The organism is Methylobacterium sp. AMS5, from assembly GCF_001542815.1.
Taxonomy (GTDB): Bacteria; Pseudomonadota; Alphaproteobacteria; order Rhizobiales; family Beijerinckiaceae; genus Methylobacterium.
In genome coordinates this window covers 3444095-3469162 of record NZ_CP006992.1, presented here as the reverse complement: position 1 = coordinate 3469162, position 25068 = coordinate 3444095, and the positions used below count along the sequence as shown (strand labels likewise).

Here is a 25068-nt window from a genome sequence, read left to right as displayed (position 1 = left end):
TCCGACGTGACGCCCTCCGAGCTTCCCACTGATACCGCCGTCGCGGTCGTGTTCTTCCGCCCCTCGCCCGAACAGGTCGCGCGGATCGTCGAGCGCTTTGCCGGGCGCCTGCCCGTCTTCGTCTGCGACAATGGCGGCATCCCACCCGAGGCGCAGGCGCAGTTGCGGGATGCGGAAGGGCTCACCCGGCTCGGCGAGGGGCGCAATGGCGGCATCGCCGCCGCCCTCAACGCCCTGGCCGAGGCGGCGACGGCCGCCGGGTTCCGCCGCCTGTTCCTGCTCGATCAGGATGCCGATGCCACCGTCGAGACGGCGCGGGCGCTGGGCCACGCCCTCGACCAAGCCGCAGGCGAAGACCCGCCCCCGGCCCTCGTCGGCCCGGCGCCCGCACCGAAGCCCGGCCACAAGGCACCGGTCTACCCGCTGCGGCCCGGCGTGCGGCCCCGCGAAAGCCTGCGGCCGGTCGAATTCCTCGCGACCTCCGGCTCGCTCGTGGATCTGGCGGCCTTCGCGAGGGTCGGCCCGTTCCGCGAGGACTTCTTCATCGACGCCGTCGATCTCGAATGGTGCTTTCGCGCCTGGGCGTGCGGCCGGAGCTGCTGGATGGACCCCGGCACGGCCATCCCCCATAGCGTCGGGCGCGGCACGATCCGGATGCGATTCCTGCCGGTGACGATGCCCGACCAGCCGTTGTTCCGCATGGCGGTCTACGTGCGCAACTCCGCCTATAGCTGGCGCCTGCCGCACGTGCCGGCCCGGTGGAAGCTGAAGCAGGCCGCCTACCTGCCGCTTCAAATCGCGCTCTACTGGAGCCGTCACCGGTTCTCGCCCCGCGTTCTCGCCCGCCTTCTCGCGGCCCTGGCCCAGGGGCTGGGCGGGCACCTCGGCCGGCCGGCGGACGCGCCGCCGTGACCGCGACCCCCGTACCCACGCCCTCTGCGGCGGTCCTCGACGTCGTCATCGTCAACTGGAATGCCGGCGACCTGCTTCGGGCCTGCCTCGCGAGCCTCGCCGCGAGCCAGCGGGCGGAACAACTGCGCGTCGTCGTCGTCGACAACGCCTCTTCCGACGGCTCGGCGGAGGGGCTGGATCAGCCGGGCCTCGCGCTCACGGTGCTGCGCAACGCCGACAATCGCGGCTTCGCCCGTGCCTGCAACCAGGGCGCGGCTTTGGGTTCGGCCGCGGCCATCCTGTTTCTCAACCCCGATACGGGGGTGAGCCGGGACGGCCTCGCCGCCGCCCGCGCATGGCTCGACGCTGATCCCGGCACCGGCATCGTCGGCGCCCGGCTGGTCGATGAGGCGGGGCACACGCACCGCACCTGTGCCCGCCATCCGACGGGCGCACGCCTGATCGCCCACACCCTGTTCCTCGACCGGCTGCTGCCCGGCCGCATCGCGCCGCACTTCCTGCTCGACTGGGACCATGCCGAGACGCGGGCCGTCGATGCGGTGATGGGCGCCTTCCTGATGATCCGGCGCCCGCTCTTTGACCGGCTCGGCGGGTTCGACGAGCGCTTCTTCGTCTACTGGGAGGATGCCGACCTCTGCGCCCGTGCCGCCGCCGCCGGCTTTGCCGTGTGTCACGTCGCAGGGGCCGAGATCCGCCACCGCGGCCAGGGCACCACCGAGGCGGTGAAGGACCGTCGCCTGTTCTACTTCCTGCGGGCGCAGACGCTCTACGCGCACAAGCATCACGGCCGGGCGGTGTCGCTGGCCGTGCTGGCGGCCGCGCTGGCCGTGAACCTGCCCGTCCGCCTCGGCCGGGCGCTGATGCGCGGCTCGGGCGGAGATGCGGGTGCGGTGATCCGCGCAGGGCTGATGCTGATACGGGCCATGCCGCGCCTGTTGACCGGCCGCGGTCGATGAGGCTTGCCTCGGTTGGGCATCTTGTTGTCCGCCGCGGCCTCCGTCATGGTGCCGCCCTCCGGACGGTCCCGCTTGCACCCGCGGCGGGCGGCTGAACGGGGAGTATCGTGTACGACAGCGCGGACAAGGGCTCTCGACCGGCGGACCTGTCGCCCGCCTTGTACCGCGCGGCCTTCGACCGCGCGCCGGTGGGGCTCGCCGTCTTCTCGCCCGATGGGCGCACGATCCGTACCGCCAATCCCTGCCTGTACCGCTGGCTCGGCTACCCCTCGGGCTTCCTCGATGGCCGCCCGATCGACCAAGTGATCGGCCGCGACGCGTTCGACGGGGAGACGCCCGGGCTGAAGGCCGGCATCCGCCGTTGGCTGCGGGTGGATGGCAGCAGCCTCGATCTGCGCCTGACCCTGTCCGGAGAGGACGGCGGCGAGACGGTCGCGGTCTTGACCCTCGTCGATGCCGACGATCTCGTCCGGGCCGAGCAGAACCGCGACGCCCTGACGGCGGCGGGTTTGGGCGAGTGGCGCTGGGATCTGGTCACCGGGCAGATGGTGTTCTCGCGCCGCGCCGCGCAGATTCTCGGCTACGCGCCGGGGCGCTCCGTCACCTGGGAGGGGATGCGGGGCCAGGTCGATCCCGAGGACGCCGAGCGGATCCAGGCCGCGGTCACTGCCGCCATCGCCGAGCGGCGCCCCTACGCCTTCCAGACCCGTTTCCGCCGCGCCACCGACGACGCCGAAATCTGGATCGGCGCCCGCGGCGAGGCGCTCCTCGCCCCCGACGGTGCGCCCATCGGCATCGTCGGCGTGGTGCAGGACGTGACCACGCGGGTCGAGGCCCGGGAGGCCTTGACCGAGCGCGAGGAGCGCCTGCGGGTCGCCACCACGGTCGCCAATCTCGGCATCTTCGAGTGGCACGTCCTTGATGACCGGGCGACCTGGGAGAACGAGCGGATGTTCGCGATCTTCGGCCGCCGGCCGGAGGAGGGCAGCATCGGCAAGTCGGCCTTCCTCAAGGAAATCCTCCACCCCGAGGATCGCCCCGTCTTCCGGCAGGCGATCCTGCGGGCGCTGCGCGAGGACACGATCCTGCACGCCACCGGCCGCATCCGCCGCCACGACGACGGCCTCTGGCGCACCATCGACATGGCCGGCCGGTTCGAGCGGTCCCGGCCGGGCGGGCTGCCGCGGCGCCTGATCGGCGTCGTCGCCGACGTGACCGACCGCCACCACTCGGAAGAGCGCCGCAGCCTCCTGATCCGCGAGTTGCACCACCGGGTGAAGAACACGCTCGCCACGGTCCAGGCCATCGTCGGCTCGACCGCGCGCACCGCCACCAGCATCGACAGCTTTCACGAGGCCTTCGTCGGCCGCATCAAGTCGCTCGCCCACACCCACAGTGTGCTCACCGAGGCGACGTGGCAGACGGCGAGCCTGCGCGACCTGCTTGCCTCCGAACTGATGCCCTATGCCGAGAGCGAGACCGAGACCTCGCCGGACCTGCGCATCGTCCTCGACGGCCCGGCGGTCGATCTGCCCTCCGAGATCGCTGTGCCGATCGGCATGGCGATCCATGAATTGACCACCAACGCTGCCAAGTATGGTGCGCTCTCGACCGGGCGCGGCCGGATCGCGATCACATGGAGGGTCGAAGCCGGCGTGCTGCACCTCGATTGGCGCGAGAGCGGCGGCCCCCTCGTCACTCCGCCGACCCGCCAGGGTTTCGGTTCACGCCTGCTGCAACGGGTGCTGACCGCGCAGGTTCAGGCGCAGATCACCACCGATTACGCACCCGAGGGATTCCACCTCACGCTCGCCGCGCCCCTGCCCGCACGAAACCCGGCGCTCAACCCCCTGGCGTGAAGGGGCAGGCGTTCATCGGGCGCCAGCGCGGAGTTGCGCGAGTCTCGAAGTCGGCCGGGCCGCCCAGCCCTCAGGCCGCGCCCCGAGCCTCTTCGCCCCCGGCATTGACGAAGCTCTTCAGCTCGTCGAGCGAGGCGAAGGTGAACCGGCCGCGCGGCGTGTCCGCCTCGATCGAGCCGTCGGAGAACATCACGTAGGTGTTGGCGCCCGACGCGTAGGAGCCGACCGCGTGCCGCTCCTCCGGGGCACGCGCCTCCGGCTCGGGCTCCTGAGCCCCCGTGTCGTGAGCCGCGACTTCCTGCGGCGCAGGCGTCACCGCCTCCGGCTCGGGCGGCGTTTCGGCGACCGGTGCGGGCGCCGGATCGTCGAGGAAGGAGCGCAGGCCGATCGGTTCGGCCGCGGGCGTCGGCGCCGCGATCCGCGCCTCGTCCCGCTCCTCGGCGGCCGGGTTCGGGAGCGTCACCGGCTCGGGTTCGTGCGCGGGCATGCGGAACAGGTCGTCATCGCTCGCACGCGGCGGCTCAGCCTCCGGCAGCAAGTCTGGCAGCAGCGGCTCGGCGGCGCTCGGCTGTGTTTTAGCCGAGGACGCAGGATCCTCGAACACCGGCTCGGAGCCGCGCGCGCCCGGCCGCAGCGCGCCGATCGATAGCCCCGCCAGACCGGCCGCACCCGCGCCTGCCAGACCCATGCCGGCGAGCGAGGGCCTTTCCGGCGGCGAAACCTCGGGAGCGGTAAAGGCCGGCGCCTCCGGTGCCGATGCGTCCCAGGGCACGACCCCGGCGGGCGTTGCGGCCGGGATGCCCAACTGGGGGGATGCCTCGCGCAAGCTCTCGACGGCGTCGTGGAGCGTGCGCAGGCGGTAGACGATGGCCGTCAGGCCGAGCAGAATGACGCCGGCCGAGGCCGCGGTCGAGCCGCCGATCACCATCGCCAGTCCGCTCTCCAGCCGGACATAGGGAAAGCCCTGGACCACGGCGGCAACGCCACCGAGGATCATGACGGAACTGAGCGCGAGCAGCGCGACGACCATGGTACTCTCGACTGACTGTCGCGGGCGGCGTGAGGGTTGCAGGATAACCCCCCGCCCGCTCATTGCAAAATCGCACGGCCACGCCATTCGCGGAAACCGGCCTTTCCGTCGCTCCATGCACAGCCGAGTGCCCGCCTTGCGGTGTCCTCACGCACGGCATCAAGCGATTGCGGCGGCGGACGCCCCCCGCAAAACGGTGGATGCCCCGCCCCGATCGGTAACAAGCGCACGGATACGGCTCCGCTGGCGTTGCCGAGCCCGGTCCCCCGACTTACCTACCCGCGCGTCACCTCGCCGGCCGCGCGCTTCAAACTCCTTGCGCGCTTCGCCTCCGCTCCCCGCGAGACCCGGACAACCTAGGAGACACGCATGACGTTCACCCTGCCCGAGCTGCCCTACGCCTACGATGCGCTGGGGCCCTACATGTCGAAGGAAACCCTCGAGTTTCACCACGACAAACACCACAAGGCCTATGTCGACACCGGCAACAAGCTGCTCGAAGGCACCGACCTCGCCGGCAAGAGCGTCGAGGAGATCGTCAAGGCGAGCTACAACACCAATCAGGCGCTCTTCAACAACGCCGGCCAGCACTACAACCACCTCCACTTCTGGAACTGGATGAAGCCCAACGGCGGCGGTCAGCCCCCGGCGGCGCTCGCTCAGAAGATCGACGAGGATCTCGGCGGCTACGAGAAGTTCAAGGCCGACTTCATCCAGGCCGGCATCGGCCAGTTCGGCTCCGGCTGGGCCTGGCTCGCGGTCAAGGAGGGCAAGCTCGCCATCCTGAAGACCCCGAACGGCGAGAACCCGCTGGTCCACGGCGCGACCCCGATTCTGGGCGTCGACGTGTGGGAGCACTCCTACTACATCGACTACCGCAACCGCCGCCCCGACTACCTCAAGGCGTTCATCGAGAACCTCGTGAACTGGGAGTACGTCGAGAAGCTGTACGGCGAGGCGAAGTAATCCATGGCCCGTTCCGGGCGGCGTGTGCGCCGCCCGGAACGGGCTCAGTGCATCGGATCGAGTCGGCGCACCCAGCGGCGGAAGAAATCCTCCGCCGCGGCACGGGCCTCCGGTGAGATCCGCACCATGGTGGTCGCGAAGGTCTCGCGGCCCCACGCGAATTCGTTGTCGATGAAGGCGGCCAGTTCCGGCGGGAGCGGTGCCCGCCCCAATTCCCGTGTTGCCGCCTTGCGCGCCAGCAGGTCGTCGCAGATCGTCCGCACCGCCACGGGCGGCTGACAGTCTTGCATGAGCTGCGCGAAGTTCATCGGGGCGACCGCCGCCTCCGGGTGATGGCGCAGCCATCGCAGGGCCGCCGCGGGGCGCACTACGTAAAAAATCTTCTTCTGCGGTACGTCCTCACCGGCTGAGAAGGCGAGAATCTTCTGCCGCTCGCCGAGGCGAAGGTAATGCCGCCCGATCGCCGAACGGTTTGCGACCGCATCGGCGAGCCGGAGGAATTCGGCGCGAAAGGCGGCGTCGCCCCGATAGACGATCGGCGACGTCAGCCATTCGAGAATGACGGCGTTGCCCTTGAGGAGCAGCGTCAGCGCCTTGCCGAGATCCCACCCGTTCACGTCGAGATCACCCTCGATCGGTGTCTCGATCACGTCGCGGGCCAGCCACGGCGTCAGATACGCATCGAGCGGGCGCACGAAGACGAATCGGCAATCGTAGTCGCTGTCGAGGGAAGGATAGCCCCAGGCGCGGCTCCCGCTCTCGATGGCGAGCGGGAGCGCGACTCCGTACTCGGCCCGGATCGCGTCGAGCCGGGCATCGACCTGCGCGACCGTCCGGGGCCGCATGCTCTCGGGAATGGCGCGGAGGGGCGGGATGGCAACGTCTGGAGGATGCATCGGGAAAGGCATGGAAAGTCGATGTCGTCCAAGCGACCGTAGCGGGTGACTTCCGGCCGCTTGCGGTGGGCAAATTCTCGCTCCCCGGTCGCGCCGCCGTTTTCTCGGCTCGGCTGGGCGAGATTCGCCGAAACGCGTCGAACCGCTATATACATGCGAGATGTGGTGCAGCCTAGCGTTGTGGGGGGGCGGCGTGCATGAGGATTGGATGAGACGGCGCTACGGTCTTCTTCTCGCAGCGATCCTGAGCTTTGCCGGAATGAGCGCCGCTCATTCAGGTTCGGCACGAATTTCTATCGACACACCTCTACCGGCGATCCTCAAAGAGCGGGTCGCGTCGATGCTCCGGATCGAACGGGCTGGGGACGCCGAAGCGGCGCTGGCCAACACCAGGGTCCTCGGCGACGCCTGGCAGGTAGGCGATACGATTGTCCTGCGGATCGAGATCGATTGCCGGGAAGAGCTCTGCATGACGGTCATCGCTCGATTGACCGACGAGGCCGTCGTCCCCGAATTGGTGCTCAATGCCGGCCCGAACATCGTCATGTACGCCTCTGGCGGCTCCCTGTGGAAGTCGGATCATCCGGTCTGGACCTTCGTCTTCGAAGGCGAGGACAGTTCTCGCCTGATCGCGAGGCGGCGAGAGGGGCGTTGGGTCTTGGAGGCGAACGGCCCGTGGCGAGCGCCGGCAGCGAACGTGACCCAGGAGCCCCGGCAGTCGTCCCCACCCGTGCCTTTGAACGAGTTCCGGCAGCAACTCGGTCTGGAGCCGTGAACCTGCCGGCTGGTGCCTTTTCGGCGTCGCCGTGACCTTGCGGTCCTAGCCGCACCCTGTCCCGGAGGCCTACTGCCACGACAGGGCGATCCCACCCGCGCCTTCATCCTGAGGTGCTGACGCGGCACCTCAGGATGAGGATGTGGATCGGATGAGGCGCCGCCTGCCCCCTCGTCACGCACGGGATCAACCGCGAAAACATGATCCGCTCGATCCTCTCCGTCGGCGGCTGGACGCTGGTCTCCCGGGTCACCGGCTTTGCCCGCGACGTGGTCACGGCCGCCGTGATGGGCGCCGGGCCGATGGCGGATGCCTTCGTCGTCGCCTTCCGCCTGCCGAACCACTTCCGCGCGATCTTCGGCGAGGGGGCATTCAACACCGCCTTCGTGCCGGCCTACACCCATCTGGAACAGGCGGGCGCCGAGGGCGCCGCCGCGCGCTTTGCCGATCGCGTCTTCACCCTGATGCTGATCGTGCAGGTGGCCTTGCTCGCCCTTGCGCTGCCGGCGATGCCCTGGATCGTGCGGGCGCTGGCACCCGGCTTCTCCGAGGACGGGGAACGGTTCGCGCTGGCGGTCAGCCTGACGCGGATCACCTTCCCCTACCTGCTGTTCATGACGCTGGTGACGCTGTTCTCCGGCATCCTCAACGCGCATCGGCGCTTCGCCGCCGCCGCCGGCGCGCCGGTGCTGCTCAACCTTTCGATGCTCGTGGCACTCGCGCTGGCCTTCCTGTTCCCGAACGCGGCCAATGCCGCGGCCTGGGGCGTCTCGGTCTCGGGCGTTCTGCAATTCGCGCTGGTCTGGTGGGATGCGCGCGCCCGCGCCTACGCGCCGCGGCTGACGAAGCCGACCCTGCGCGACCCCGACATGATCCGGTTCTTCAAGATCCTGGGGCCCGCCGTGATCGGATCGGCCGGCTTCCAGATCGCGACCTTTGCCGACACCATCATCGCGAGTTTCCTGCCGACCGGTGCGGTTTCGGCGCTGTACTACGCCGACCGGCTCTACCAACTGCCCTTCGGCGTCATCGCCATCGCCGCCGGCACGGTGCTCCTGCCCGAGATGAGCCGGCGCATCGCCGCGGGTGACGTGGCCGGGGCGCATGCGGCGCAGAACCGGGCCGCGGGTTTCTCACTGGCGCTCTCGGCTCCGTTCACGGTCGCCTTCCTGACACTGCCGGGGCTGATCATGGCGGCCCTGTTCCAGCGCGGTGCCTTCACCGCCGAGGATGCCGCCCGCGCCGCCTCCGTGCTCGCGGCCTACGGATTGGCCCTGCCCGCCGTGGTGATGGTGCGCTCGGCCGTGGCGAGCTTCAACGCCCGGCAGGACACGACGACGCCGCTCTATGCTTCGCTGACGGCGATCGCCGTCAACGTCGCGCTGAAGCTCGTGCTGACCGGTCCCTACGGCGTTGCTGGCCTCGCCCTCGCCACCGCCATCGCTCAGTGGATCAACCTCGCTCTGCTCTACGGGCTGGCGCTGCGCCGTGGCTGGACCGCGCCGGGGCGGGTGCTCGGCGTCACCGTCGCCGCGGTCGTCGTGGCGAGCGCGGTGCTGGCGGTGCTCGCCGTCTACGGCTTGCCCTTCGCCGAGCGGATCGTGCCCGCCCTGCCGCATCTGCGCGAGATCGCGGTGCTGGCGCTCCTCGGCTTGGCCGGGGCGCTCGCCTATGCCGGCACCCTGCTCGCAGTGATGGGCGCGTTCGGCGTGCGATTGCGCCGCAGGTAGGCTTTCCGGATCGGGCGCGCGCCTCATCTCACCCGACATGGCCCTCCCCGATCTCCGCCCCGGCGAAAGCTACGCCGTCTTCGACGCCTACGGCACGCTGTTCGACGTGCATTCGGCGGTCGCGCGCCATGCCGGCGCGCTCGGGCCCCAAGCGGACAGCCTCTCCGAACTCTGGCGCACCAAGCAGCTCGAATATTCCTGGGTGCACGGCCTGATGGGCCGCTATGTCGCCTTCTGGGACCTGACCGAGCGCGCCCTCGATTTCGCGCTGGCCCGGCACCCCGAGATCGACCGGGCATTCCGAGAAAAACTCCTCGACGCCTATCGCGACCTCGACGCCTACGACGAGGTGCCCGGCGTGCTGGATCGCTTCCATGAGCACGGCGCGAAGACGGCCCTGTTCTCCAACGGCAACGCCGCGATGCTGGAGCGGGCGGTGGCCTCGTCCGGCCTGGGCGACCGGCTCGACGCGGTGCTTTCGGTCGATCCCATCCGGACCTTCAAGACCGCGCCCGCCGCCTACCGGATGGTTCTCGACCGGCTCGCCACCGAGCGGAGCAACGTCTTGTTCTTCTCCTCGAACCGCTGGGACATCGCGGGGGCCACCGCCTTCGGCTTCGATGCGGTGTGGGTGAACCGGAAAGGCCAGCCCGACGAGTACCCCGACCAGCCGCCTCGCGCGGTCGTGAAGAGCCTCGACGCGGTGATCTGAACCGCCGGCAACGGCGCGTTCGCCAATCCTTAAGCTTGACCGGATTAATTGGGGGCCACGTGCCTGATTAGTCCGGTTGCTCAAAGGATCGGTTCTCGTGCCCGCCCTGTCCCTCTCCGTCCTCGCCCGCAAGGGCATCTGCGCGGCGCTTCTCGGCGCTGCGGTTCTCTCCGCCGCTCCGGCCTCCGCCCGCGACGGCCGCAACGGGGCCCTGATCGGTGGCGCCGCGGCCGGCGTCATCGGCGGCCTCGCCGTCGGCGCGCTTCTCAACAACGGGGCCCCGCCCCCGCCGCCCGCGCGCCGGGTCTATGTCGAGGAAGAGCCGGTCTACGTCGCGCCGCCGCCGCGCCGGGGCCCGATCTGCCACTACGAGCGCCGCAAGGTGTGGCTCGACGAGGTCGAGTTCACCTACCGCCGGGTCGAGGTCTGCGAATAGGTCTCGCGACTTCGCGGTGCGTGAGGATGACGGGCGTCCGCTTCAGGCGGGCGCCTTTTTCGTCAGGATCCAGTCCTCGACCACGATGGCATCGAGGCCGGTGGTGTAGAACATCAGGATCGCGTCCTCCGCCGTGTGGAGGATCGGCTTGCCCATCACGTTGAAGCTGGTGTTGAGCAGGATCGGCACGCCGGTCAGGTCCGCGAAGGCCTCGATCAAAGCCGCGTAGGCCGGGTTGCGCGCGCGCGTCACGCTCTGGAGCCGGCCGGTGCCGTCCGCATGGACCACCGCCGGCACCTGATCCCGCACCGCCGCGCGCCACACGAGCGTGCGCTCCATATAGGGGCTGTCGGCGTAGTCCTCGAACCAGTCGGGCCCGGCCTCGGCCAGGACCGAGGGCGCGAACGGGCGAAACGCCTCGCGGTACTTCACCTTGGCGTTCAGCGATTCCTTGGCATGGGCCGGGCGCGGGTCGGCGAGGATCGAGCGGTTGCCGAGTGCCCGCGGGCCGAACTCCGCCCGGCCCTGGACCCAGCCGACGAGCCCGCCCTCGGCGAGGATTTTCGCCGCCTCCCGCGTCACGCCCTCGTGGCCGAGGCGGCGGGCGCGCGGCTCCCACTCGGCCATGCGCTCCAGCGGTTCGGTCGAGACGGTCGAGCCGAGATAGGGCGTGAGCGGGCGCGTCTCGCGCTTCGGCCCCTTCCAGTCGGGATCGTCCTGGGCGAGTGCCAGCCAAGCGGCGCCGACGGCGTTGCCGTCATCGGCGGGAGCCGAGGGCACGTGCAGGCGACGAAAGCCCGCGCGCCCCAGCACGCGTCCGTTATAGGAGGAATTGAGCCCGCACCCGCCGGCGATGACGAGGTTTTCGCCGGGTGCCAGCCGCCACGCCTCGGCCACCAGCACGTCCATGAGTTCGGAAAAAATGTCCTGGCCGCAGCGGGCGAGGTCGGCCCAGCCCTGCTCGCCGACATCCCCCGGGCGCCGCGACAGGATCTCGGCGGCGACCGCCTGCACGGTGGTCTCGTCGGCGAATTTCAGGCGCCCCTCTTCGATCGAGAACAGGCGGCGCAGCAGCGCCATCAGGTCGGGGTCGGTCCGGCCGTAGGGCGCCAGCCCCATGATCTTCCATTCCTCGCCCTTGATCTGGTCGAAGCCGGCGAGATCCGTGACGAGCCCGTAGAGAAAGCCGACCGAGCCGCGCCCGCGCTGGCGCCGCACCTCCTCGATCCGCCCGTCCTTCAAGCGGTAGATCGCCGCGGCGCCGGTCTCGCCCATGCCGTCGACGATGAGCGCGGTCGCCTCTTCGAACGGGCTGCTCCACAGGGCGTAGGCCGCGTGCGCCCGATGGTGGGCGTAGCGCCGCAGCCCGGCGATGGTCGCCCGCGGCTTGCCGCGGAGCCCGCGGGTTTCGTTGTCGAGCGCCAGCACCGTGCCGTTGCCGGCCCGCGCCTGCATGGCGTGGAGGTCGGCGATGAAGACGCGCTCGGCCCGCTCCGGCACGAAGGAGCGGTTGAGGGTGGAGGGGTGCTCGGCCAGGGCCGGCAGCTCGAAGGCGCCGGACGCCGCCTGCCCTTTGAGAAACTCCGAGAACTGCTCGCCCCAGGAGGTGGCGATGACCAGATCCGTCCCCTCGGGCACGTGATGCTTCAGCAGGCCCGCCATGCGGGTGCCGGGATCGGGCTCGCAGTTCGGGGCGCGCTTGTATTGCAGGTAGCGCTCGGCGGCCTCGGCGAACAGCACGGTCCCGTCCGGCCCGACGAGGGCGAGCGCCGGGTCGTGGAAGGTCGTAGCGAGGCCGAGATAGGTGCGCATGCTGCCGGGCTACACGCCGGGCGCGGACGCGACAACTCCGTTGCCGTGGCATGGGTGCCGTGCGAGACGGACCGCCGATGACGGATGCTTTCCCCGCCTCGCCTCCCCTCGCCCTCGTGATCTTCGACTGCGACGGCGTGCTGATCGACAGCGAGCCGATCAGCCTTGCGACCCTGACGCGCGGGCTCAACGGGATCGGGCTCGCCATCAGCCTCGACAGCGTGCGGGAGCGGTTCGCCGGCACCTCCATGACCTCGATCATGGAACGCGTCGCCCGCGAGGACGGGGTCACGGCCCCGGACGGCTTCGTCGAGCGGGTGAAGGCGGAGACGCTCGCGGCCTTCGAGGCGGATCTGGCCGCCATGGCCGGGATCGCCGACGCGCTCGGCCTCCTGCATCTGCCGTTCTGCGTCGCCTCCAGCAGCGATCCGGTGCGGCTGCGCCGCTCGCTCTCGCTCACCGGGCTGCTGCCGCTGTTCGAGGGGCGCGTCTTCTCCTCGGCACAGGTGGCGCGCGGAAAGCCGTTTCCGGATCTGTTCCTGTTCGCGGCGGAGCGGATGGGCTTCGCGCCGGAACACTGCCTCGTGATCGAGGACAGCGTGCCGGGGGTGCAGGCCGCGCGGGCTGCCGGAATGCGGGTCGTCGGCTTCACCGGAGGCGGGCATTGGAGCCACGACCGGGCCGGGCGGGATCTTCTCGATGCCGGGGCGGCGGCGGTCTTCTCCGCGCATGCGGATCTCGGGCGCATCGTGGCCGGGGCATAAGGCCGGTTTCGGCCCGGGCTTTGCTAGATCTGGCGTAGGCCCTTCCCCGACAGACGAGACGCGCCGCGGATCGGCCGAATCGCGGCGCGAACTTTCTCTGTCAAGCTGAACTTCGAAAGAACATTCCGTTGACGGTTAGGGTTGGACACCTCATCTTTAGACCGTGCGAACGACTTCGCGCCGCGGTGATTTGTAGTGGCAAGCTTGCGCCGCGTTATCAAACGCTAATGCATCACGACGCACTTGCGCCGTGGTCCTCGCGAGAGAGGAGGACTGGCCGTGAATGGTATCTTTATTTGGAAGAAGTCGAGGTTGCCCGGCGGATGGAGTGTCCGGGCGTGGGGATGTTGTCGGCAGACAGTCACATCCGTGGGCTAAAGCAGCGCCCGCGAACGCCTTGCCGATAACCGGCCGACGACGGCCGCAGGAGTTCACCCCGTCATGACCCGTGCCCAGACCGCTTACCTCGACGATGACACGCTCGATCTCTCCGTCGCGGATGCGACCCCCGCCCGCGTGATCGAGATCGGCGACATCACCGCCGGCATTGCCGTGCCCGAGCGCGGCGGTGTCCGCTTCTTCTCGTCAGAGCGCCGCTTCGACGGGCTCGACGGCACGCTGTTCCGCACCGTGGAGCAAGCTGCCCGTGCAGCGCGCGAGAAAGGCCGCCAGCCACGCCTGCGCGCGGTGGTGTGACCCTCCGCGACGCTCCGCATGAAGACAGCCGGCGGCGCCGCTTCGGGCCGCCGGCTTGTTTTTGCGGCGTTCGTTTCAGACGCGTCCTCGATCGCGAGACGGTCACGCCCGTTTGGGATGATTCCGGATCGGCTGCCCGCGCGAAAGGCCGGCGATGCAGCCCTCGGATGCGAAGACCTACTTGCACTCCTCGCGTGCGCGCTTGAGCGCATCGGCAAAGCCGCCCAAAGCGTAGTCGTCCTGAGTCGGCTTGCCGCGTTGTGAGGTCGTGCGGACCGTCGCGGTCTGGGTCCGGCTCATCTCCGTGACGATGCGCGGCTCGTCGGCCTGGTTCTGGATCCAGGCATTCTCGTCCTTCGCCACGAGGCCGTAGCGGGTGCTGCCGACCGTGAGGTAGGGGTCGCTCGGGGCGGCGGCCGCGCCGGGCTTTCCTTGCGCTGCGGCCGGCTTCGGCTTGAAGCCGAGCATCACCGCGATCTCCCCCTGGGCGCCGCCCTTGGGGAAGGTCACGAACAGGTAGCCGGTGTCGCGCGCGAGCGTCTTGGGGCTGCGGGCCGTCGGCTGGGCGATGACGTAGCAGAGCTTGTCGCGGCCCTGGGCGCCGTTGGTGAAGACGTTCCAGTCGCCGAACACCGCCAGCGGGACGGCCTGCTGCATCCCCGGCGGCAGCGCCGAACTCTTCGGTTGGCGGCGGCTCGACCGGGCGAGGATGATCTCGGCTCCCTGTATGCCCTCCTGCGCCTGGGCGTGACCGGACGGTCCGGGCAGAGACGCGGCGGCCGCGACGGCCAGCACGAGGGCCGCCAGGGGGTGGCCGGGACGAGAGGCGGGATGAGAGATCGAAAGGCGGTGCCGCTGCATCTTTACTCGGGTGTACGGACGGCCGGGCCGGCCATCTTCGCGCGCCGTCAGGATGACGGCCTGCAGCGGAACAGGAAACCCCTGACCGCTCCGATTAACCGTAAAACGGCCATGGGCCGTACCCGTTGACGCAGCCTGCCTCCGTCGGACGCGCTGTCAGGCCACCCGCATCTCCGCTGCGAGCGCCGCAGAGGCGAGGGCCGCCGCGGGCAGGTCGATCGACGGATCGATCGCGGGAAGACGGATCTCGACCGCCGATGGGGCGGAGCCGGGCGCCGGCTCGACCGGCTTGGGCTGCGCCGGCTTCACCGGATCGTTGTAGGGCGTGTTGTAGGCCTTGCGGATCGAGGCCCAGAAGGCGCCCCGTTCCGCCTCGGTGAGCCGTGCGAGGCGAGCGTCGATGACCGCCATCGCCTCCGCGGCCAGGGCCGGCGTCTCCTCGACAGTGATCCAACTCTCAACGTTCATCGACGGCACTCCGCAGGTTCGAACGGTCGGATAGCCAAGCTCAGCTAGCTGAAACCTGAACGCGGCATTTTCCGTGCCTGTTCCCGCAGGGTTACCCCTACTTCTCCACAGGGCCGAGCCTTTCCAGCCAGATTTCCGCCTGCCGGCGCACGTTGTCCGGCGCGGTGCCGCCGTAGCTGATGCGGCTCGCCACCGAGTTCTCGACGCCGAGAACCGCGAAGACGGCCCCCGTGATTCCCGGCTCGATCGCCTGCATGGCCTCGAGGGAGAGTTCCTCCAACCCGATCCCGCGCTCGGAGGCCGCCGCGACGACGCGGCCGGTGACGTGGTGGGCCTGCCGGAACGGCATGTTCAGCTCGCGCACCAGCCAGTCGGCGAGATCGGTCGCCGTGGCGTAGCCCGAACCCGCCGCGCGCTTGAGCGTCTCGGCCACGGGTTCGAGGTCGCGCACCATGCCGGCCATGGCCGCAAGGCACAGCGAGAGCGATTGCAGGGCGTCGAAGGTGCCTTCCTTGTCCTCCTGCATGTCCTTCGAATAGGCGAGCGGCAGGCCTTTCATCACGATGAGCAGGCCCGTGAGCGCGCCGATGATGCGGCCCGCCTTGGCCCGCACGAGTTCGGCGGCGTCGGGATTGCGCTTCTGCGGCATGATCGACGAGCCGGTGGTGAAGCCGTCGGAGAGCCGCACGAAGCCGAACTGCGCCGAGGTCCACACCACCAGCTCCTCGGCGAAGCGCGAGAGGTGGACCGCGCAGATCGAGGCCGCCGAGAGCGATTCGAGCGCGAAGTCGCGGTCGGCCACGGAATCGAGCGAGTTCGCGGTCGGCCGGTCGAAGCCGAGGGCGGCGGCCGTGGCGTGCCGGTCGATCGGAAAGGAGGTGCCGGCGAGTGCGGCGGCGCCGAGCGGGCATTCGTTGAGCCGCGCCCGCGCGTCGCGGAACCGGCCGCGGTCGCGCGCCAGCATCTCGACATAGGCCAGGCAATGGTGGCCGAAGGTGACGGGCTGGGCCGATTGAAGGTGGGTAAAGCCCGGCATCACCGTCCCGGCATGCTTCACCGCCGTCTCGGCCAGCGCCCGCTGCAGGTCGGCGACCTGCGCGTCGAGGGCGTCGAGGGTGTCGCGCACCCATAGCCGCATGTCGGTGGCGACCTGATCGTTGCGCGAGCGGGCGGTGTGCAGGCGCCCGGCGGCGGGGCCGACGATCTCGGTCAGGCGGCTCTCCACCGCCATGTGGATGTCCTCCAACTCGCGCCGGAAGACGAATTGGCCGCGCGCGATCTCCGCCTCGACGGACTTGAGCCCGGCTTCGATGGCTGCCACATCCTCGGCCGGCAGGATGCCTTGGCTCCCCAGCATCGCGACATGCGCCAGCGAGCCGCGGATGTCCTGGGATGCGAGACGCCTGTCGAACCCGATGGAGGCGTTGATCTCCTCCATGATCTCGGCCGGGCCGCTGGCGAAGCGTCCACCCCACATCCGGTTGCTCATGGCTGATCCCACCTTCCGCACGCGAAACGAGGTTCGGCCGTGACGGCGACCCCGAAAATCCTTGCCGCGGGCGGCGCGCTCGCCGCCGTCCTCGTCGGCGGCCTTGCCCTATACGGGACGGGCTCGAACCTCGGCAACCTCGCGGCCTCCGGCCCCTGCGCCGAAGCCGCCCCGGTCGCGGCCCGGCTCGCGCCGCTGGCCCGCGGCGACGTGGCTGCTTTCGACGCGTCCGCTCCGCCGAAGCCGGCACCCGCCGTCGCCTTCAAGGGCCCGGACGGCGCGCCGACCGATCTCGCGTCCTTGCGCGGTAAACTGCTCCTGGTGAACCTGTGGGCGACGTGGTGTGCCCCCTGCAAGGCGGAGATGCCGGCCCTCGACCGCCTTCAGGGGGAACTCGGCGGCGACACGTTCCAAGTGGTGGCGATCAATGTCGAGACGCGCAACCTCGACAAGCCGCCCGCATGGTTCAAGGCCAACGGCATCGCGCATCTGACCTATTACGGCGATCCCGAGGGCAAGGTGCTGCCGGCGATCCAGTCGGCGGTCGGCTCCACGGGGCTGCCGACGACGATGCTGATCGACGCCAAGGGCTGCACGCTCGGTGTGATGAAGGGCCCGGCCGAATGGTCGAGCGAGGACGGCAAGCGGCTGATCCGGGCGGCGCTGGCAAAATCCTCCTGATTTTCCAAGGTGCATGACTTTTCGAGCCAGCCGGGTTGCGGTGCCGGCCCGGGGCGGGCAACGGGTCTCGGCATGAAGCCGCCGCCCCCCTCCGTCCGTGCGCTCCCGCGCCGTCTGCAGCGCTCATACTCGGCGACGCGCCGCTTTCTCACGAACGAGGCGGCCGGCGGCATCGTGCTCATGGCCGCCGCGGGCGCCGCGCTCGCGGTCGCCAATTCGCCCCTGGCACAGGCCTATCACCACCTGCTTCACATCCATCTCGGGCCCTTGAGCCTGATGCACTGGATCAACGACGGCCTGATGGTCGTGTTCTTCCTGCTGGTCGGCCTCGAGATCAAGCGGGAGGGATTGGACGGGCGCCTGCGCACGTGGCCCGACCGGGTGCTGCCGGGGCTGGCCGCGGCGGCGGGCATGGCCGTGCCGGCCCTGGTCTATCTCGCCTTCAACGCCGGGCAGCCCACGGCTCGGGGCTGGGCGATCCCCGCCGCCACCGACATCGCCTTCGCGCTGGGCGTCCTCGCGCTCCTGGGCTCGCGCGTGCCCGTTTCGCTCAAGATCTTTCTGTCGGCGGTGGCCATCGTCGACGATCTCGGCGCCGTGGTCATCATCGCGCTGTTCTACACGGGGCAGCTCGATACCACGATGCTGGCGGCCTCGGCCGGGATGCTGGCCGTGCTGTTTTCCCTCAACCGCCTCGGTGTGCGCGCGCTCCTGCCCTATCTCCTCGCGGGCCTCGTCCTCTGGGTATTCGTCCTGCGCTCCGGCGTTCACGCCACGGTGGCCGGCGTGCTGCTCGCCCTGTTCGTGCCGATCCGTCCGAGTCCGGGCCGGCCGGAGGACGTGACGTCGCCCCTGCACCGTCTGGAACACGCCCTGACGCCCTGGGTCTCGTTCCTGATCGTGCCGATCTTCGGCTTCGCCAATGCCGGGGTGACGCTCCTCGGCTTGCCGGCGCGGGCGCTGATTGAGCCCGTGACCCTCGGCGTTGCGCTCGGCCTGTTCATCGGCAAGCAGGTCGGCATCTTCGCGAGCGTGCGGCTCGCCGCCGCCCTTGGCCTCGTTTCCCGACCGGCCGGTGCGACCTGGGTCCAAGTCTACGGCGTCGCCCTCCTCTGCGGAATCGGCTTCACCATGAGCCTGTTCATCGGGGCGCTCGCCTTCACGGATGGCCTGCACGAGACCGAGACCAAGCTCGGCGTTCTCGGCGGTTCGCTGCTCTCGGCGCTGTTCGGTGCCGTGCTGCTCGCCCGGGCGAAGGCGCGGGAGGCGAGCCCGCGCCGGGACCTCGAAGCCGGGTCCGACCGCTTGCCTTGACCTCCGGCCTCGGCCTACTCAGGCCGGAAGCGTCGCGGTGGCAGGTGGTCCGTCCTCCGGCCCGTCATCCCGCGCGAGGGCGAACATGCTGCGAACCGTTTCCCGTTTCCTCGGACTGCCGTTCTTCAGCCGGGCGCTCGGGCTCGTGGTGATGGCGGCGGGCTTCGTGCAGCTCTGCTACGACGGCGCCCGCTCCATCGCCAATAATGGCCTGCGGGTGACGAGCCTCGCCGAACTGATCCAGTCCCTGCCGCAGGAGCGGATCACCGCCCTGGGGGCCACGATCCGGAAGGCGGCGCCCTGGGCGGAGACGGTGCTGCTGACGCCGCTCGGCCTCGTCCCGGCGGCCCTGTTCGGGCTCGGTCTCGGGGCGGTGCTGGTCTGGCTCGGCCAGCCGCCGCGGGAGCCGATCGGGTTCCTGACGCGGCCGTAAGGCGTCCTCAGATCCCCCAATACGGCGCCGCGTTGTAGTAGCGGTGGACGTGCTCCTCCCAGGCGCGCTCGTCCTCCGGGTCGCCGCCCTCGGGCGAGCGGGCGGGCGCGTCACGCAGCTGTTCCTCGGTGATGTCGACGACGTAGGCGTCGAGACCGGTGTCGTATCGCAGCACCGCCCAGGGCAGCGTGAAATACGCCTCGCCCATGCCGAGAAAGCCGCCGAAGCTCATCACCGCATAGGCGACGCGGCCCGAGCGCTTGTCGAGCATCAGCCGCTCGATGCGGCCGACCTTGCTCCCGTCGGTCCGGCGCACCTCGGTGCCGATGACGCGATCGCTCGCGATCAGGCTGCGGGGCGCGGGCGCCGCATCGGCCGCAGTTTCGGAACGAACCGGATCCATGGCGATCATCCTGCAACGTTGTTACAGCTTGCCATAAAAAACGCCCATGCGGCCGGGCACGTTCCGGCCAGTCCTGCCCCTGCTCTTGCCGCCCCTTGCCCCATCCCGCCCCGCCATCCCGGACGAGCCACCGCGCATGCCGCTGACCCGCCTGACACTCCCTGCCCTCGCGCTTGCCCTTCCGGCGCTGCTGAGCCCGGCCGCGGCGCAGGACCGCGGCAGCGTCAACCCGAAGCCGCTGCCGCCGCTCGCCAACCCGAACGATCCTTCGACGCCGGCCAAGGCCCTGTTCGGCCGCGTCACCGGCCCGGCCAGCGGGCCGGCGCGGCCGTTCGGCTCCTACGCCAAGGGCTGCTTCTCCGGCGGCGAGGCGCTGCCCCTCGACGGTGCGACCTGGCAGGTGATGCGGCCCTCCCGCAACCGGATGTGGGGCACGCCCCATCTCGTGGATTTCATTGAGCGGCTCGCCGCCCGCGCGCCGCAGGCCGGCTGGCCCGGCCTTCTCGTCGGCGACATGTCGCAGCCCCGCGGCGGGCCGATGCTCACCGGCCACGCCTCGCACCAGCTCGGCCTCGACGTGGATGTCTGGCTCACGCCGATGCCGGACCACCGCATGACCCGAGCCGAGCGCGAGGAGACCTCGGCCACCGACATGGTGCGCTCGGACCGGCTCGACATCGACCCCGACGTCTGGACGCGCCAGCATACCGCGCTGATCCGCATGACGGCCAAGCAGCCGGAGGTGGCGCGGATCTTCGTGAACGCGGCGATCAAGAAGGCGCTGTGCCGCGAGGCGGGCGGGGATCGCGGCTGGCTCACCAAGGTGCGCCCGATGTACGGGCACAACTATCACTACCATATCCGCCTCGCCTGCCCGGCCGGCGACGGCGCCTGCGACGACCAGGCGCCCCCGCCCTCCGGCGACGGCTGCGGCTCCGAACTCGATTACTGGTTCAGCGCGGCGGTGCTGAATCCGCCCAAGCCCAAGACCCCGCCGAAGCCCCGCCCGCCGATGACGCTCGCCGGCCTGCCCGACGCCTGCCGGGCGGTGCTGCACGCGCGGTAGAAGGCCCCTACTTCTCGTGGTGTCCGGCCGAGAGCCGGTCGGTCAGCGCCATCAGCAGACCGGACACCACGAACACCATGTGGATGCCGACCAGCCAGTACAGGTCGCGGTCGCTGTAGTTCTTCAGGTCGAGGAACGACTTCAGAAGCTGGATCGCCGAGATCGCGACGATGGAGGAGATCAGCTTCAGTTTGAGCCCGCTGAAGTCGATCGTGCCCATCCAGGTGGGCCAGTCCTTGTGGTCGGTGTGATCGAACTTCGAGACGAAATTCTCATACCCTGAGAAGATCACGATGATCAGCAGCGAGCCGGTGAAGGTCAGATCGACGAGCGCGAGAACGGAGAGGATGGTCTGCGACTCGGTCGATTCGAACGCGTGCGTGACGACGTGGCCGAGTTCCAGCAGCAGCCGGACCAGGAGGACGACGAGCGCGATCGTCAGCGCGGCGTAGAACGGCGCCAGCAGCCACCGGCAGGCGAAGAGAAAGCGTTCGAAGCCACGTTCCAGCATTGTCTCTCGATCCCGGCCATCCGAGGGGCCGGGATTTGGCATGGGCGCAACGGCCCCGCAAGACGGTCAAGCTTGGGCCAGCCTTGCCGGGGCCGGGCGCAGACTCACTCCGCCGCGACGCCGACGCCGACGGGGCAGGACACGCCGGTGCCGCCGAGCCCGCAATAACCGCCGGGATTCTTGGCAAGGTATTGCTGGTGGTACTCTTCCGCGAAGGAGAAGGTCTCGAGCGGCACGATCTCCGTCGTGATCGGCCCGTAGCCCCGCGCGTCGAGCGCCTGCGCGTAGGAATCGCGCACCGCCCGCGCCGTCGCGGCCTGGGCCTCGCTGCCCGTGTAGATGCCGGAGCGGTACTGGGTGCCGACATCGTTGCCCTGGCGATACCCTTGCGTCGGGTTGTGGCTCTCGAAGAAGGTCTTGAGCACGGCCTCCAGCGGCAGAACGGCGGGGTCATAGGCGACCAGGACGACCTCGTTGTGGCCCGTGAGGCCGGAGCAGACCTCCTCGTAGGTCGGGTTGGGCGTGGTGCCCCCGGCGTAGCCCACGGCGGTGACATGGACGCCCCGGGGCAATTCCCAGAATTTGCGCTCGGCGCCCCAGAAGCAGCCGAGCCCGAGCACGATCGTCTCGACGCCCTCCGGATAGGGTCCCTTCAGGGCATTGCCGTTGACGAAATGGCGCTCGGCGGTCGGCAGGGGATGCGGCCGGCCGGGCAGCACTTCGGACGGGGCCGGCATCTCGGGCCGTTTGCGGAACAGAAGCATCGCAGTTTCCTCTGGTGGTTGCAGGGCGTGGCGCGTTGTCGGCGCGCCGGTGTGCATCCCGCTCGATTTCGCTTGATATGGTCATCGCCGTCTGCTTTGGCGACAGGGTCAGGTGAGGCCGCGCCCTCGGCGGCTCCGGCCGTGCTCTTCGCGCCTGGGGAACGATCGGGAACAGATGGAGCCCGGCGACGACTGGCAACTGACGGAGCGGGTTCGGGCCAGCGTCCGTTCCGGCAAGGGCGATCCCTTCGCGGCGGCCGTGCGGGCCACGCGCATGGCGATGATCATCACGGATCCGCGCCGGCTCGACAATCCGATCATCTACGCCAACGACGCGTTCCTACGGCTCACCGGGTACACGCGGCTGGAGGTGACGGGCCGCAATTGCCGCTTCCTGCAGGGGCCCGGCACCGATTTCGACGCGGTGGCGCGGATCCGTGCCGCGATCGATGCCGAGCGGGACGTGCATGAAGAGCTTCTCAACTACCGCAAGGACGGCTCGACCTTCCACAACGCGCTGTATATCAGCCCCGTCCACGACGAGGACGGCACGCTGCTGTTCTACTTCGCCTCGCAGTTCGACGTGAGCGAGCGCCACGCGCTCGCCGCCGAGCGCGACCGGACGCAGGTAGCCCTCGATGCGAACGACCTCTTGCTGCGCGAGATCGGGCATCGCGCCCGCAACGATCTCCAGATGATCTCGGCCATGCTGACGCTTCAGAGCGGCAACAGCGCCGATCCGGCGGTTCGCGCGGCGCTCGGCGAGGCGATCGGGCGCATCGATGCGCTCAGCACGCTCTATCGCCAGTCCGCCCCGACGGAAGAGAGTGCGGGCCACGATCTCGCCGATCTCGTCCGCGAGATCGCCGAGACCCTGGTCGAGGCCTCGGGCCGGAGCGACATTGCGCTTGCGCTCGATCTGGCGCCGCTCCGCGTCCGGCCCGAGGCGGCGGGACCGCTCGCACTCATCGTCAACGAGGTTGTCTCCAACGCCGTCCGCCACGCGTTCCCGTTCCGGGCCGGCCGGCTGACCGTTCGCATCGCCCATGATGGGGCGGACGTCACGGTGGCGGTGGAGGATGACGGGATCGGTCTGAGCGCGGCGGGCGGCGGGAGCTTTGAGGCGACGCTGATCGACGTTCTGAGCCGGCAGGTCGGCGGTACGATCCGCGTCCGGCCGCGCGATCCGGCGGGCACCGCCGTCGAACTCCGCTTTCCGGCCGAGCGCATCGGGGCCTGAGCCCCAGGCTCCGCCGGGACGTCAGTGCCGGTCGTCCGGGGCCGGCGGCAGGGGCAGGACATCGATGCCTTCCTCGACCAGCGCCCGCGCCTCCTTCGGGCTTGCCTCGCCGTAGATCGGGCGCCCTTCCGCATCACCGTAATGGATCGCCCGCGCCTCGTCGGCGAAGCGGTCGCCGACATGCTCGGCGGTCGACACGACGTGCTCGCGCACGGCCCGCAGCAGGGCGCGCAACTGTCGCTCCGGCTCGGCGGCGAGCATCGGCATCGGCACTTCGGCTGGCGCCGCCGGAACCGGAAGCTGCGGCGTGGGCGCCTCGGCCCGGCCACGGTCGGTGCGCGCCACGGCCGGGGCCATCGGTGCCTTGGCGACTCTGGCCGAGTCGCAGAACGGACAGGTGACGAGGCCGCGGGCCGATTGCTCGTCATAGGCCGTGTTGGAGGGAAACCAGCTCTCGAACCGGTGTCCCGAATCGCAGGCGAGAGTGAAAAGGATCATGACCCTTAGAGCATCGTCCTGGATATCGGATCCAGGACGATGCTCTATCCTCTTATTTTTGCATCATCCCGAAAGCCGGAAGCCACCTTTCGGGATGATGCTGAGATGGGATGGCTTCAAGCGCGGCGCACACCGAAGCTGCGCGCGTGGGACAGGGCGGGAATGCGGGCGCGCGCATCCGCGACCCGCGCGAGGTCGATCTCGGCGAGGATGATGCCCGGCGCCTCGCCCTCGGCCTCGGCGAGGATTCGGCCCCAGGGATCGACGATGAGCGAGTGGCCGAAGGTCTCGCGTCCGTCCTCGTGCCGACCCCCTTGCGCCGCCGAGATCATGAAGGAGCCGGTCTCGATGGCCCGCGCCCGCTGCAGGATGTGCCAGTGCGCCTCGCCGGTCTGGCGGGTGAAGCAGGCCGGCGCGGTCATCACCGTGGCGCCCGCCTCGGCGAGTGCCCGGTAGAGGGCGGGAAAGCGGATGTCGTAGCAGATCGTCAGGCCGACGCTGGCGAGCGGCGTCTGCGCGACGACGGCGCAGTCGCCGCCCGAATAGGTCGCCGATTCGCGCCAGCTCTCACCGTTGGGGAGATCGACATCGTAGAGATGGAGCTTGTCGTAAGCCGCTTGGATCTCGCCCGCGGCGTCGATCAGAAAGGCGCGGTTGGCGATCTTCTCGCCCTCGCGGATCGCCAGCGATCCGATCTGTAGAATGATCTGTTCCGCCCGCGCGACTTCGCGGAGGGCAGTGAGCGTGGCGTCGCTCTCCTGCGGCCCGACCTTTTCGAACAGGGCGGTGCGGTCGCGCTCGATCAGCGAGGTCGTCTCGGGCGTCTGCACATAGGCGGCACCCCGGCGAGCCGCCTCGCGCACCGCCTGCACGGCGGCCTCGCGGTTGACGGCCGGATCGCGCCCACCGCGCATCTGCACGCAGGCGGCGATGAAGGGCTTGTGTTCGGACAGGTCCGTCATGCCGCGAGCAGCGGATCGAGATCGCCGGCCCGCTCCAGCGCGTAGAGGTCGTCGCAGCCGCCGACATGCCGGTCGCCGACGAAGATCTGCGGCACCGACGTGCGCCCGCCGGCCCGCTGGACCATGGTCGCGCGGGCGCCCGACGTCTTCTCCACGTCGATCTCGTTGAAGGAGACGCCTTTTTCGCGCAGCAGGCTTTTGGCCGCCGAGCAATAGGGGCACCAGGCGGTGGTGTAGATCGTGACCGGCTGCATAGGTCCGTCGCGTGCCCGAGTGGGGAGATGCGACGCATATAGGCGAGCCGCGAGGATCTTCCTACTGCGGCCGGGACACAGAGCCGGACGATCGCTGCGCCGGCTCTCCGCTCAGGCGGCCTGAGTGCCTCTCACAAAACGCCCGCCGCGCTGTCATCGTCAGAGCGGGAACGGTCTGGGACCGGGAGTTCTGCGCGGCGCTCTCAGGCGGCCAGCAGCTTCTCGACCTCGTTGACGAGGTCGCGCAGGTGGAAGGGCTTCGAGAGCACCTTCGCATCCTTCGGCGCCTTCGAGTCCGGGTTCAGCGCCACCGCGGCAAAGCCCGTGATGAACATCACCTTGATGTCGGGATCGAGTTCGGTGGCGCGGCGCGCCAGCTCGATCCCGTCCATCTCCGGCATGACGATGTCGGTCAGGAGAAGCTCGAACGGCTCCTCGCGCAGGCGATTATAGGCAGACAGGCCGTTGTCGAAGGACAGCACGTCGTAGCCGGCGTTCTGGAGCGCCTTGGCCAGAAACCGACGCATGTCGTTGTCGTCTTCCGCGAGCAGGATCTTCATCGAACGGCGTCCCGGTGCCC

Annotated in this window: 28 protein-coding genes; 15 read left to right on the top strand and 13 right to left on the bottom strand. The window is 69.8% G+C overall.

Annotated features, from left to right (window positions below):
- Positions 1-6 precede the first annotated feature (6 nt).
- The 3 genes from Y590_RS15620 (at position 7) to Y590_RS15610 (ending at position 3727) form a co-directional block, all read left to right on the top strand.
- The gene (locus tag Y590_RS15620) at positions 7-912 is read left to right on the top strand and encodes a glycosyltransferase family protein (protein WP_060770665.1); all 906 of its coding nucleotides are present in this window, start codon (positions 7-9) and stop codon (positions 910-912) included.
- Positions 909-1868 (top strand): glycosyltransferase family 2 protein, encoded by a 960-nt coding sequence (locus Y590_RS15615; protein ID WP_060770664.1) that lies wholly within the window; start codon positions 909-911, stop codon positions 1866-1868. The genes Y590_RS15620 and Y590_RS15615 overlap by 4 nt, the downstream gene beginning before the upstream one ends.
- Before the next feature lie 107 nt (positions 1869-1975).
- Positions 1976-3727, top strand: a complete 1752-nt coding sequence (locus Y590_RS15610; RefSeq protein ID WP_060770663.1) for a sensor histidine kinase — start codon at positions 1976-1978, stop codon at positions 3725-3727.
- Positions 3728-3797: 70 nt separating this feature from the next.
- Here the strand turns inward: Y590_RS15610 and Y590_RS15605 are convergent, their stop codons facing one another.
- Positions 3798-4757 carry a hypothetical protein gene (locus Y590_RS15605; protein ID WP_060770662.1) on the bottom strand — a complete coding sequence of 320 codons (960 nt, stop codon included), beginning with the start codon at positions 4755-4757 and terminating at the stop codon, positions 3798-3800.
- 369 nt (positions 4758-5126) lie between these two features.
- On the opposite strand from Y590_RS15605, the gene Y590_RS15600 reads away from it, so the two are divergent.
- Positions 5127-5723 (top strand): superoxide dismutase, encoded by a 597-nt coding sequence (locus tag Y590_RS15600; protein ID WP_060770661.1) that lies wholly within the window; start codon positions 5127-5129, stop codon positions 5721-5723.
- Between the two features lie 44 nt (positions 5724-5767).
- Here Y590_RS15600 and Y590_RS15595 read toward each other — a convergent pair whose 3' ends face one another.
- Positions 5768-6568: a nucleotidyltransferase domain-containing protein gene (locus Y590_RS15595; RefSeq protein WP_060770660.1), complete on the bottom strand. Its 801-nt coding sequence runs from the start codon at positions 6566-6568 to the stop codon at positions 5768-5770.
- A 259-nt stretch (positions 6569-6827) separates the two neighbouring features.
- Between Y590_RS15595 and Y590_RS15590 the strand changes: the two genes are divergently transcribed.
- The 4 genes from Y590_RS15590 (at position 6828) to Y590_RS15575 (ending at position 10272) form a co-directional block, all read left to right on the top strand.
- Positions 6828-7394 carry a hypothetical protein gene (locus Y590_RS15590; RefSeq protein ID WP_144439981.1) on the top strand — a complete coding sequence of 189 codons (567 nt, stop codon included), beginning with the start codon at positions 6828-6830 and terminating at the stop codon, positions 7392-7394.
- 200 nt (positions 7395-7594) lie between these two features.
- On the top strand, positions 7595-9124 hold the full coding sequence (murJ, locus tag Y590_RS15585) for a murein biosynthesis integral membrane protein MurJ (protein WP_060770658.1): 1530 nt from the start codon (positions 7595-7597) through the stop codon (positions 9122-9124).
- 37 nt (positions 9125-9161) lie between these two features.
- The gene (locus Y590_RS15580) at positions 9162-9836 is read left to right on the top strand and encodes a haloacid dehalogenase type II (RefSeq protein WP_060770657.1); all 675 of its coding nucleotides are present in this window, start codon (positions 9162-9164) and stop codon (positions 9834-9836) included.
- A gap of 97 nt (positions 9837-9933) precedes the next feature.
- Entirely contained in the window at positions 9934-10272 is a 339-nt protein-coding gene (locus Y590_RS15575) for a hypothetical protein (protein ID WP_060772314.1), read from the top strand.
- Positions 10273-10314: 42 nt separating this feature from the next.
- On the opposite strand, the gene Y590_RS15570 is transcribed toward Y590_RS15575, so the two are convergent.
- Positions 10315-12084, bottom strand: a complete 1770-nt coding sequence (locus Y590_RS15570; RefSeq protein ID WP_060770656.1) for a carbamoyltransferase family protein — start codon at positions 12082-12084, stop codon at positions 10315-10317.
- 77 nt (positions 12085-12161) lie between these two features.
- Between Y590_RS15570 and Y590_RS15565 the strand changes: the two genes are divergently transcribed.
- Positions 12162-12848: an HAD family hydrolase gene (locus tag Y590_RS15565; protein WP_060770655.1), complete on the top strand. Its 687-nt coding sequence runs from the start codon at positions 12162-12164 to the stop codon at positions 12846-12848.
- A gap of 441 nt (positions 12849-13289) precedes the next feature.
- Positions 13290-13544, top strand: a complete 255-nt coding sequence (locus Y590_RS15560) for a hypothetical protein (RefSeq protein ID WP_060770654.1) — start codon at positions 13290-13292, stop codon at positions 13542-13544.
- A gap of 177 nt (positions 13545-13721) precedes the next feature.
- On the opposite strand, the gene Y590_RS15555 is transcribed toward Y590_RS15560, so the two are convergent.
- The 3 genes from Y590_RS15555 to argH form a co-directional block, all read right to left on the bottom strand.
- A complete protein-coding gene (locus tag Y590_RS15555; RefSeq protein WP_060770653.1) occupies positions 13722-14405 on the bottom strand; it encodes an invasion associated locus B family protein in 684 nt (227 codons plus the stop codon).
- 156 nt (positions 14406-14561) lie between these two features.
- Positions 14562-14873: a hypothetical protein gene (locus Y590_RS15550; protein WP_060770652.1), complete on the bottom strand. Its 312-nt coding sequence runs from the start codon at positions 14871-14873 to the stop codon at positions 14562-14564.
- Between the two features lie 97 nt (positions 14874-14970).
- Entirely contained in the window at positions 14971-16362 is a 1392-nt protein-coding gene (argH, locus tag Y590_RS15545; RefSeq protein WP_060770651.1) for an argininosuccinate lyase, read from the bottom strand.
- A 39-nt stretch (positions 16363-16401) separates the two neighbouring features.
- Here argH and tlpA point away from each other — a divergent pair, with 39 nt between their 5' ends.
- The 3 genes from tlpA (at position 16402) to Y590_RS15530 (ending at position 18790) form a co-directional block, all read left to right on the top strand.
- Complete coding sequence (gene tlpA, locus Y590_RS15540; protein WP_060770650.1) at positions 16402-17043, top strand: thiol:disulfide interchange protein TlpA; 642 nt, start codon at positions 16402-16404, stop codon at positions 17041-17043.
- Between the two features lie 72 nt (positions 17044-17115).
- Positions 17116-18357: a Na+/H+ antiporter NhaA gene (gene nhaA / locus Y590_RS15535; protein WP_060770649.1), complete on the top strand. Its 1242-nt coding sequence runs from the start codon at positions 17116-17118 to the stop codon at positions 18355-18357.
- Between the two features lie 85 nt (positions 18358-18442).
- Positions 18443-18790, top strand: coding sequence for a hypothetical protein (locus Y590_RS15530; RefSeq protein ID WP_060770648.1), 348 nt, complete (start codon positions 18443-18445; stop codon positions 18788-18790).
- 7 nt (positions 18791-18797) lie between these two features.
- On the opposite strand, the gene Y590_RS15525 is transcribed toward Y590_RS15530, so the two are convergent.
- Positions 18798-19193 carry a PRC-barrel domain-containing protein gene (locus Y590_RS15525; protein ID WP_060770647.1) on the bottom strand — a complete coding sequence of 132 codons (396 nt, stop codon included), beginning with the start codon at positions 19191-19193 and terminating at the stop codon, positions 18798-18800.
- 136 nt (positions 19194-19329) lie between these two features.
- Here Y590_RS15525 and mepA point away from each other — a divergent pair, with 136 nt between their 5' ends.
- Entirely contained in the window at positions 19330-20259 is a 930-nt protein-coding gene (mepA, locus tag Y590_RS15520) for a penicillin-insensitive murein endopeptidase (protein ID WP_056455862.1), read from the top strand.
- 7 nt (positions 20260-20266) lie between these two features.
- Here the strand turns inward: mepA and Y590_RS15515 are convergent, their stop codons facing one another.
- Positions 20267-20770 carry a TIGR00645 family protein gene (locus Y590_RS15515; protein WP_060770646.1) on the bottom strand — a complete coding sequence of 168 codons (504 nt, stop codon included), beginning with the start codon at positions 20768-20770 and terminating at the stop codon, positions 20267-20269.
- A gap of 104 nt (positions 20771-20874) precedes the next feature.
- Positions 20875-21534, bottom strand: coding sequence for a peptide-methionine (S)-S-oxide reductase MsrA (gene msrA, locus Y590_RS15510; RefSeq protein ID WP_060770645.1), 660 nt, complete (start codon positions 21532-21534; stop codon positions 20875-20877).
- Between the two features lie 175 nt (positions 21535-21709).
- Here msrA and Y590_RS15505 point away from each other — a divergent pair, with 175 nt between their 5' ends.
- Entirely contained in the window at positions 21710-22774 is a 1065-nt protein-coding gene (locus tag Y590_RS15505) for a PAS domain-containing protein (protein ID WP_060770644.1), read from the top strand.
- A gap of 21 nt (positions 22775-22795) precedes the next feature.
- Here the strand turns inward: Y590_RS15505 and Y590_RS15500 are convergent, their stop codons facing one another.
- The 4 genes from Y590_RS15500 to cpdR form a co-directional block, all read right to left on the bottom strand.
- Complete coding sequence (locus tag Y590_RS15500; RefSeq protein ID WP_060770643.1) at positions 22796-23272, bottom strand: DUF1178 family protein; 477 nt, start codon at positions 23270-23272, stop codon at positions 22796-22798.
- A 116-nt stretch (positions 23273-23388) separates the two neighbouring features.
- Complete coding sequence (locus Y590_RS15495; RefSeq protein WP_060770642.1) at positions 23389-24234, bottom strand: carbon-nitrogen hydrolase family protein; 846 nt, start codon at positions 24232-24234, stop codon at positions 23389-23391.
- The gene (gene grxC, locus Y590_RS15490; RefSeq protein WP_060770641.1) at positions 24231-24488 is read right to left on the bottom strand and encodes a glutaredoxin 3; all 258 of its coding nucleotides are present in this window, start codon (positions 24486-24488) and stop codon (positions 24231-24233) included. Before grxC ends, Y590_RS15495 begins: the two co-directional genes overlap by 4 nt.
- 203 nt (positions 24489-24691) lie before the next feature.
- Positions 24692-25048 carry a cell cycle two-component system response regulator CpdR gene (gene cpdR, locus Y590_RS15485; protein WP_003603128.1) on the bottom strand — a complete coding sequence of 119 codons (357 nt, stop codon included), beginning with the start codon at positions 25046-25048 and terminating at the stop codon, positions 24692-24694.
- Positions 25049-25068: the final 20 nt, after the last annotated feature.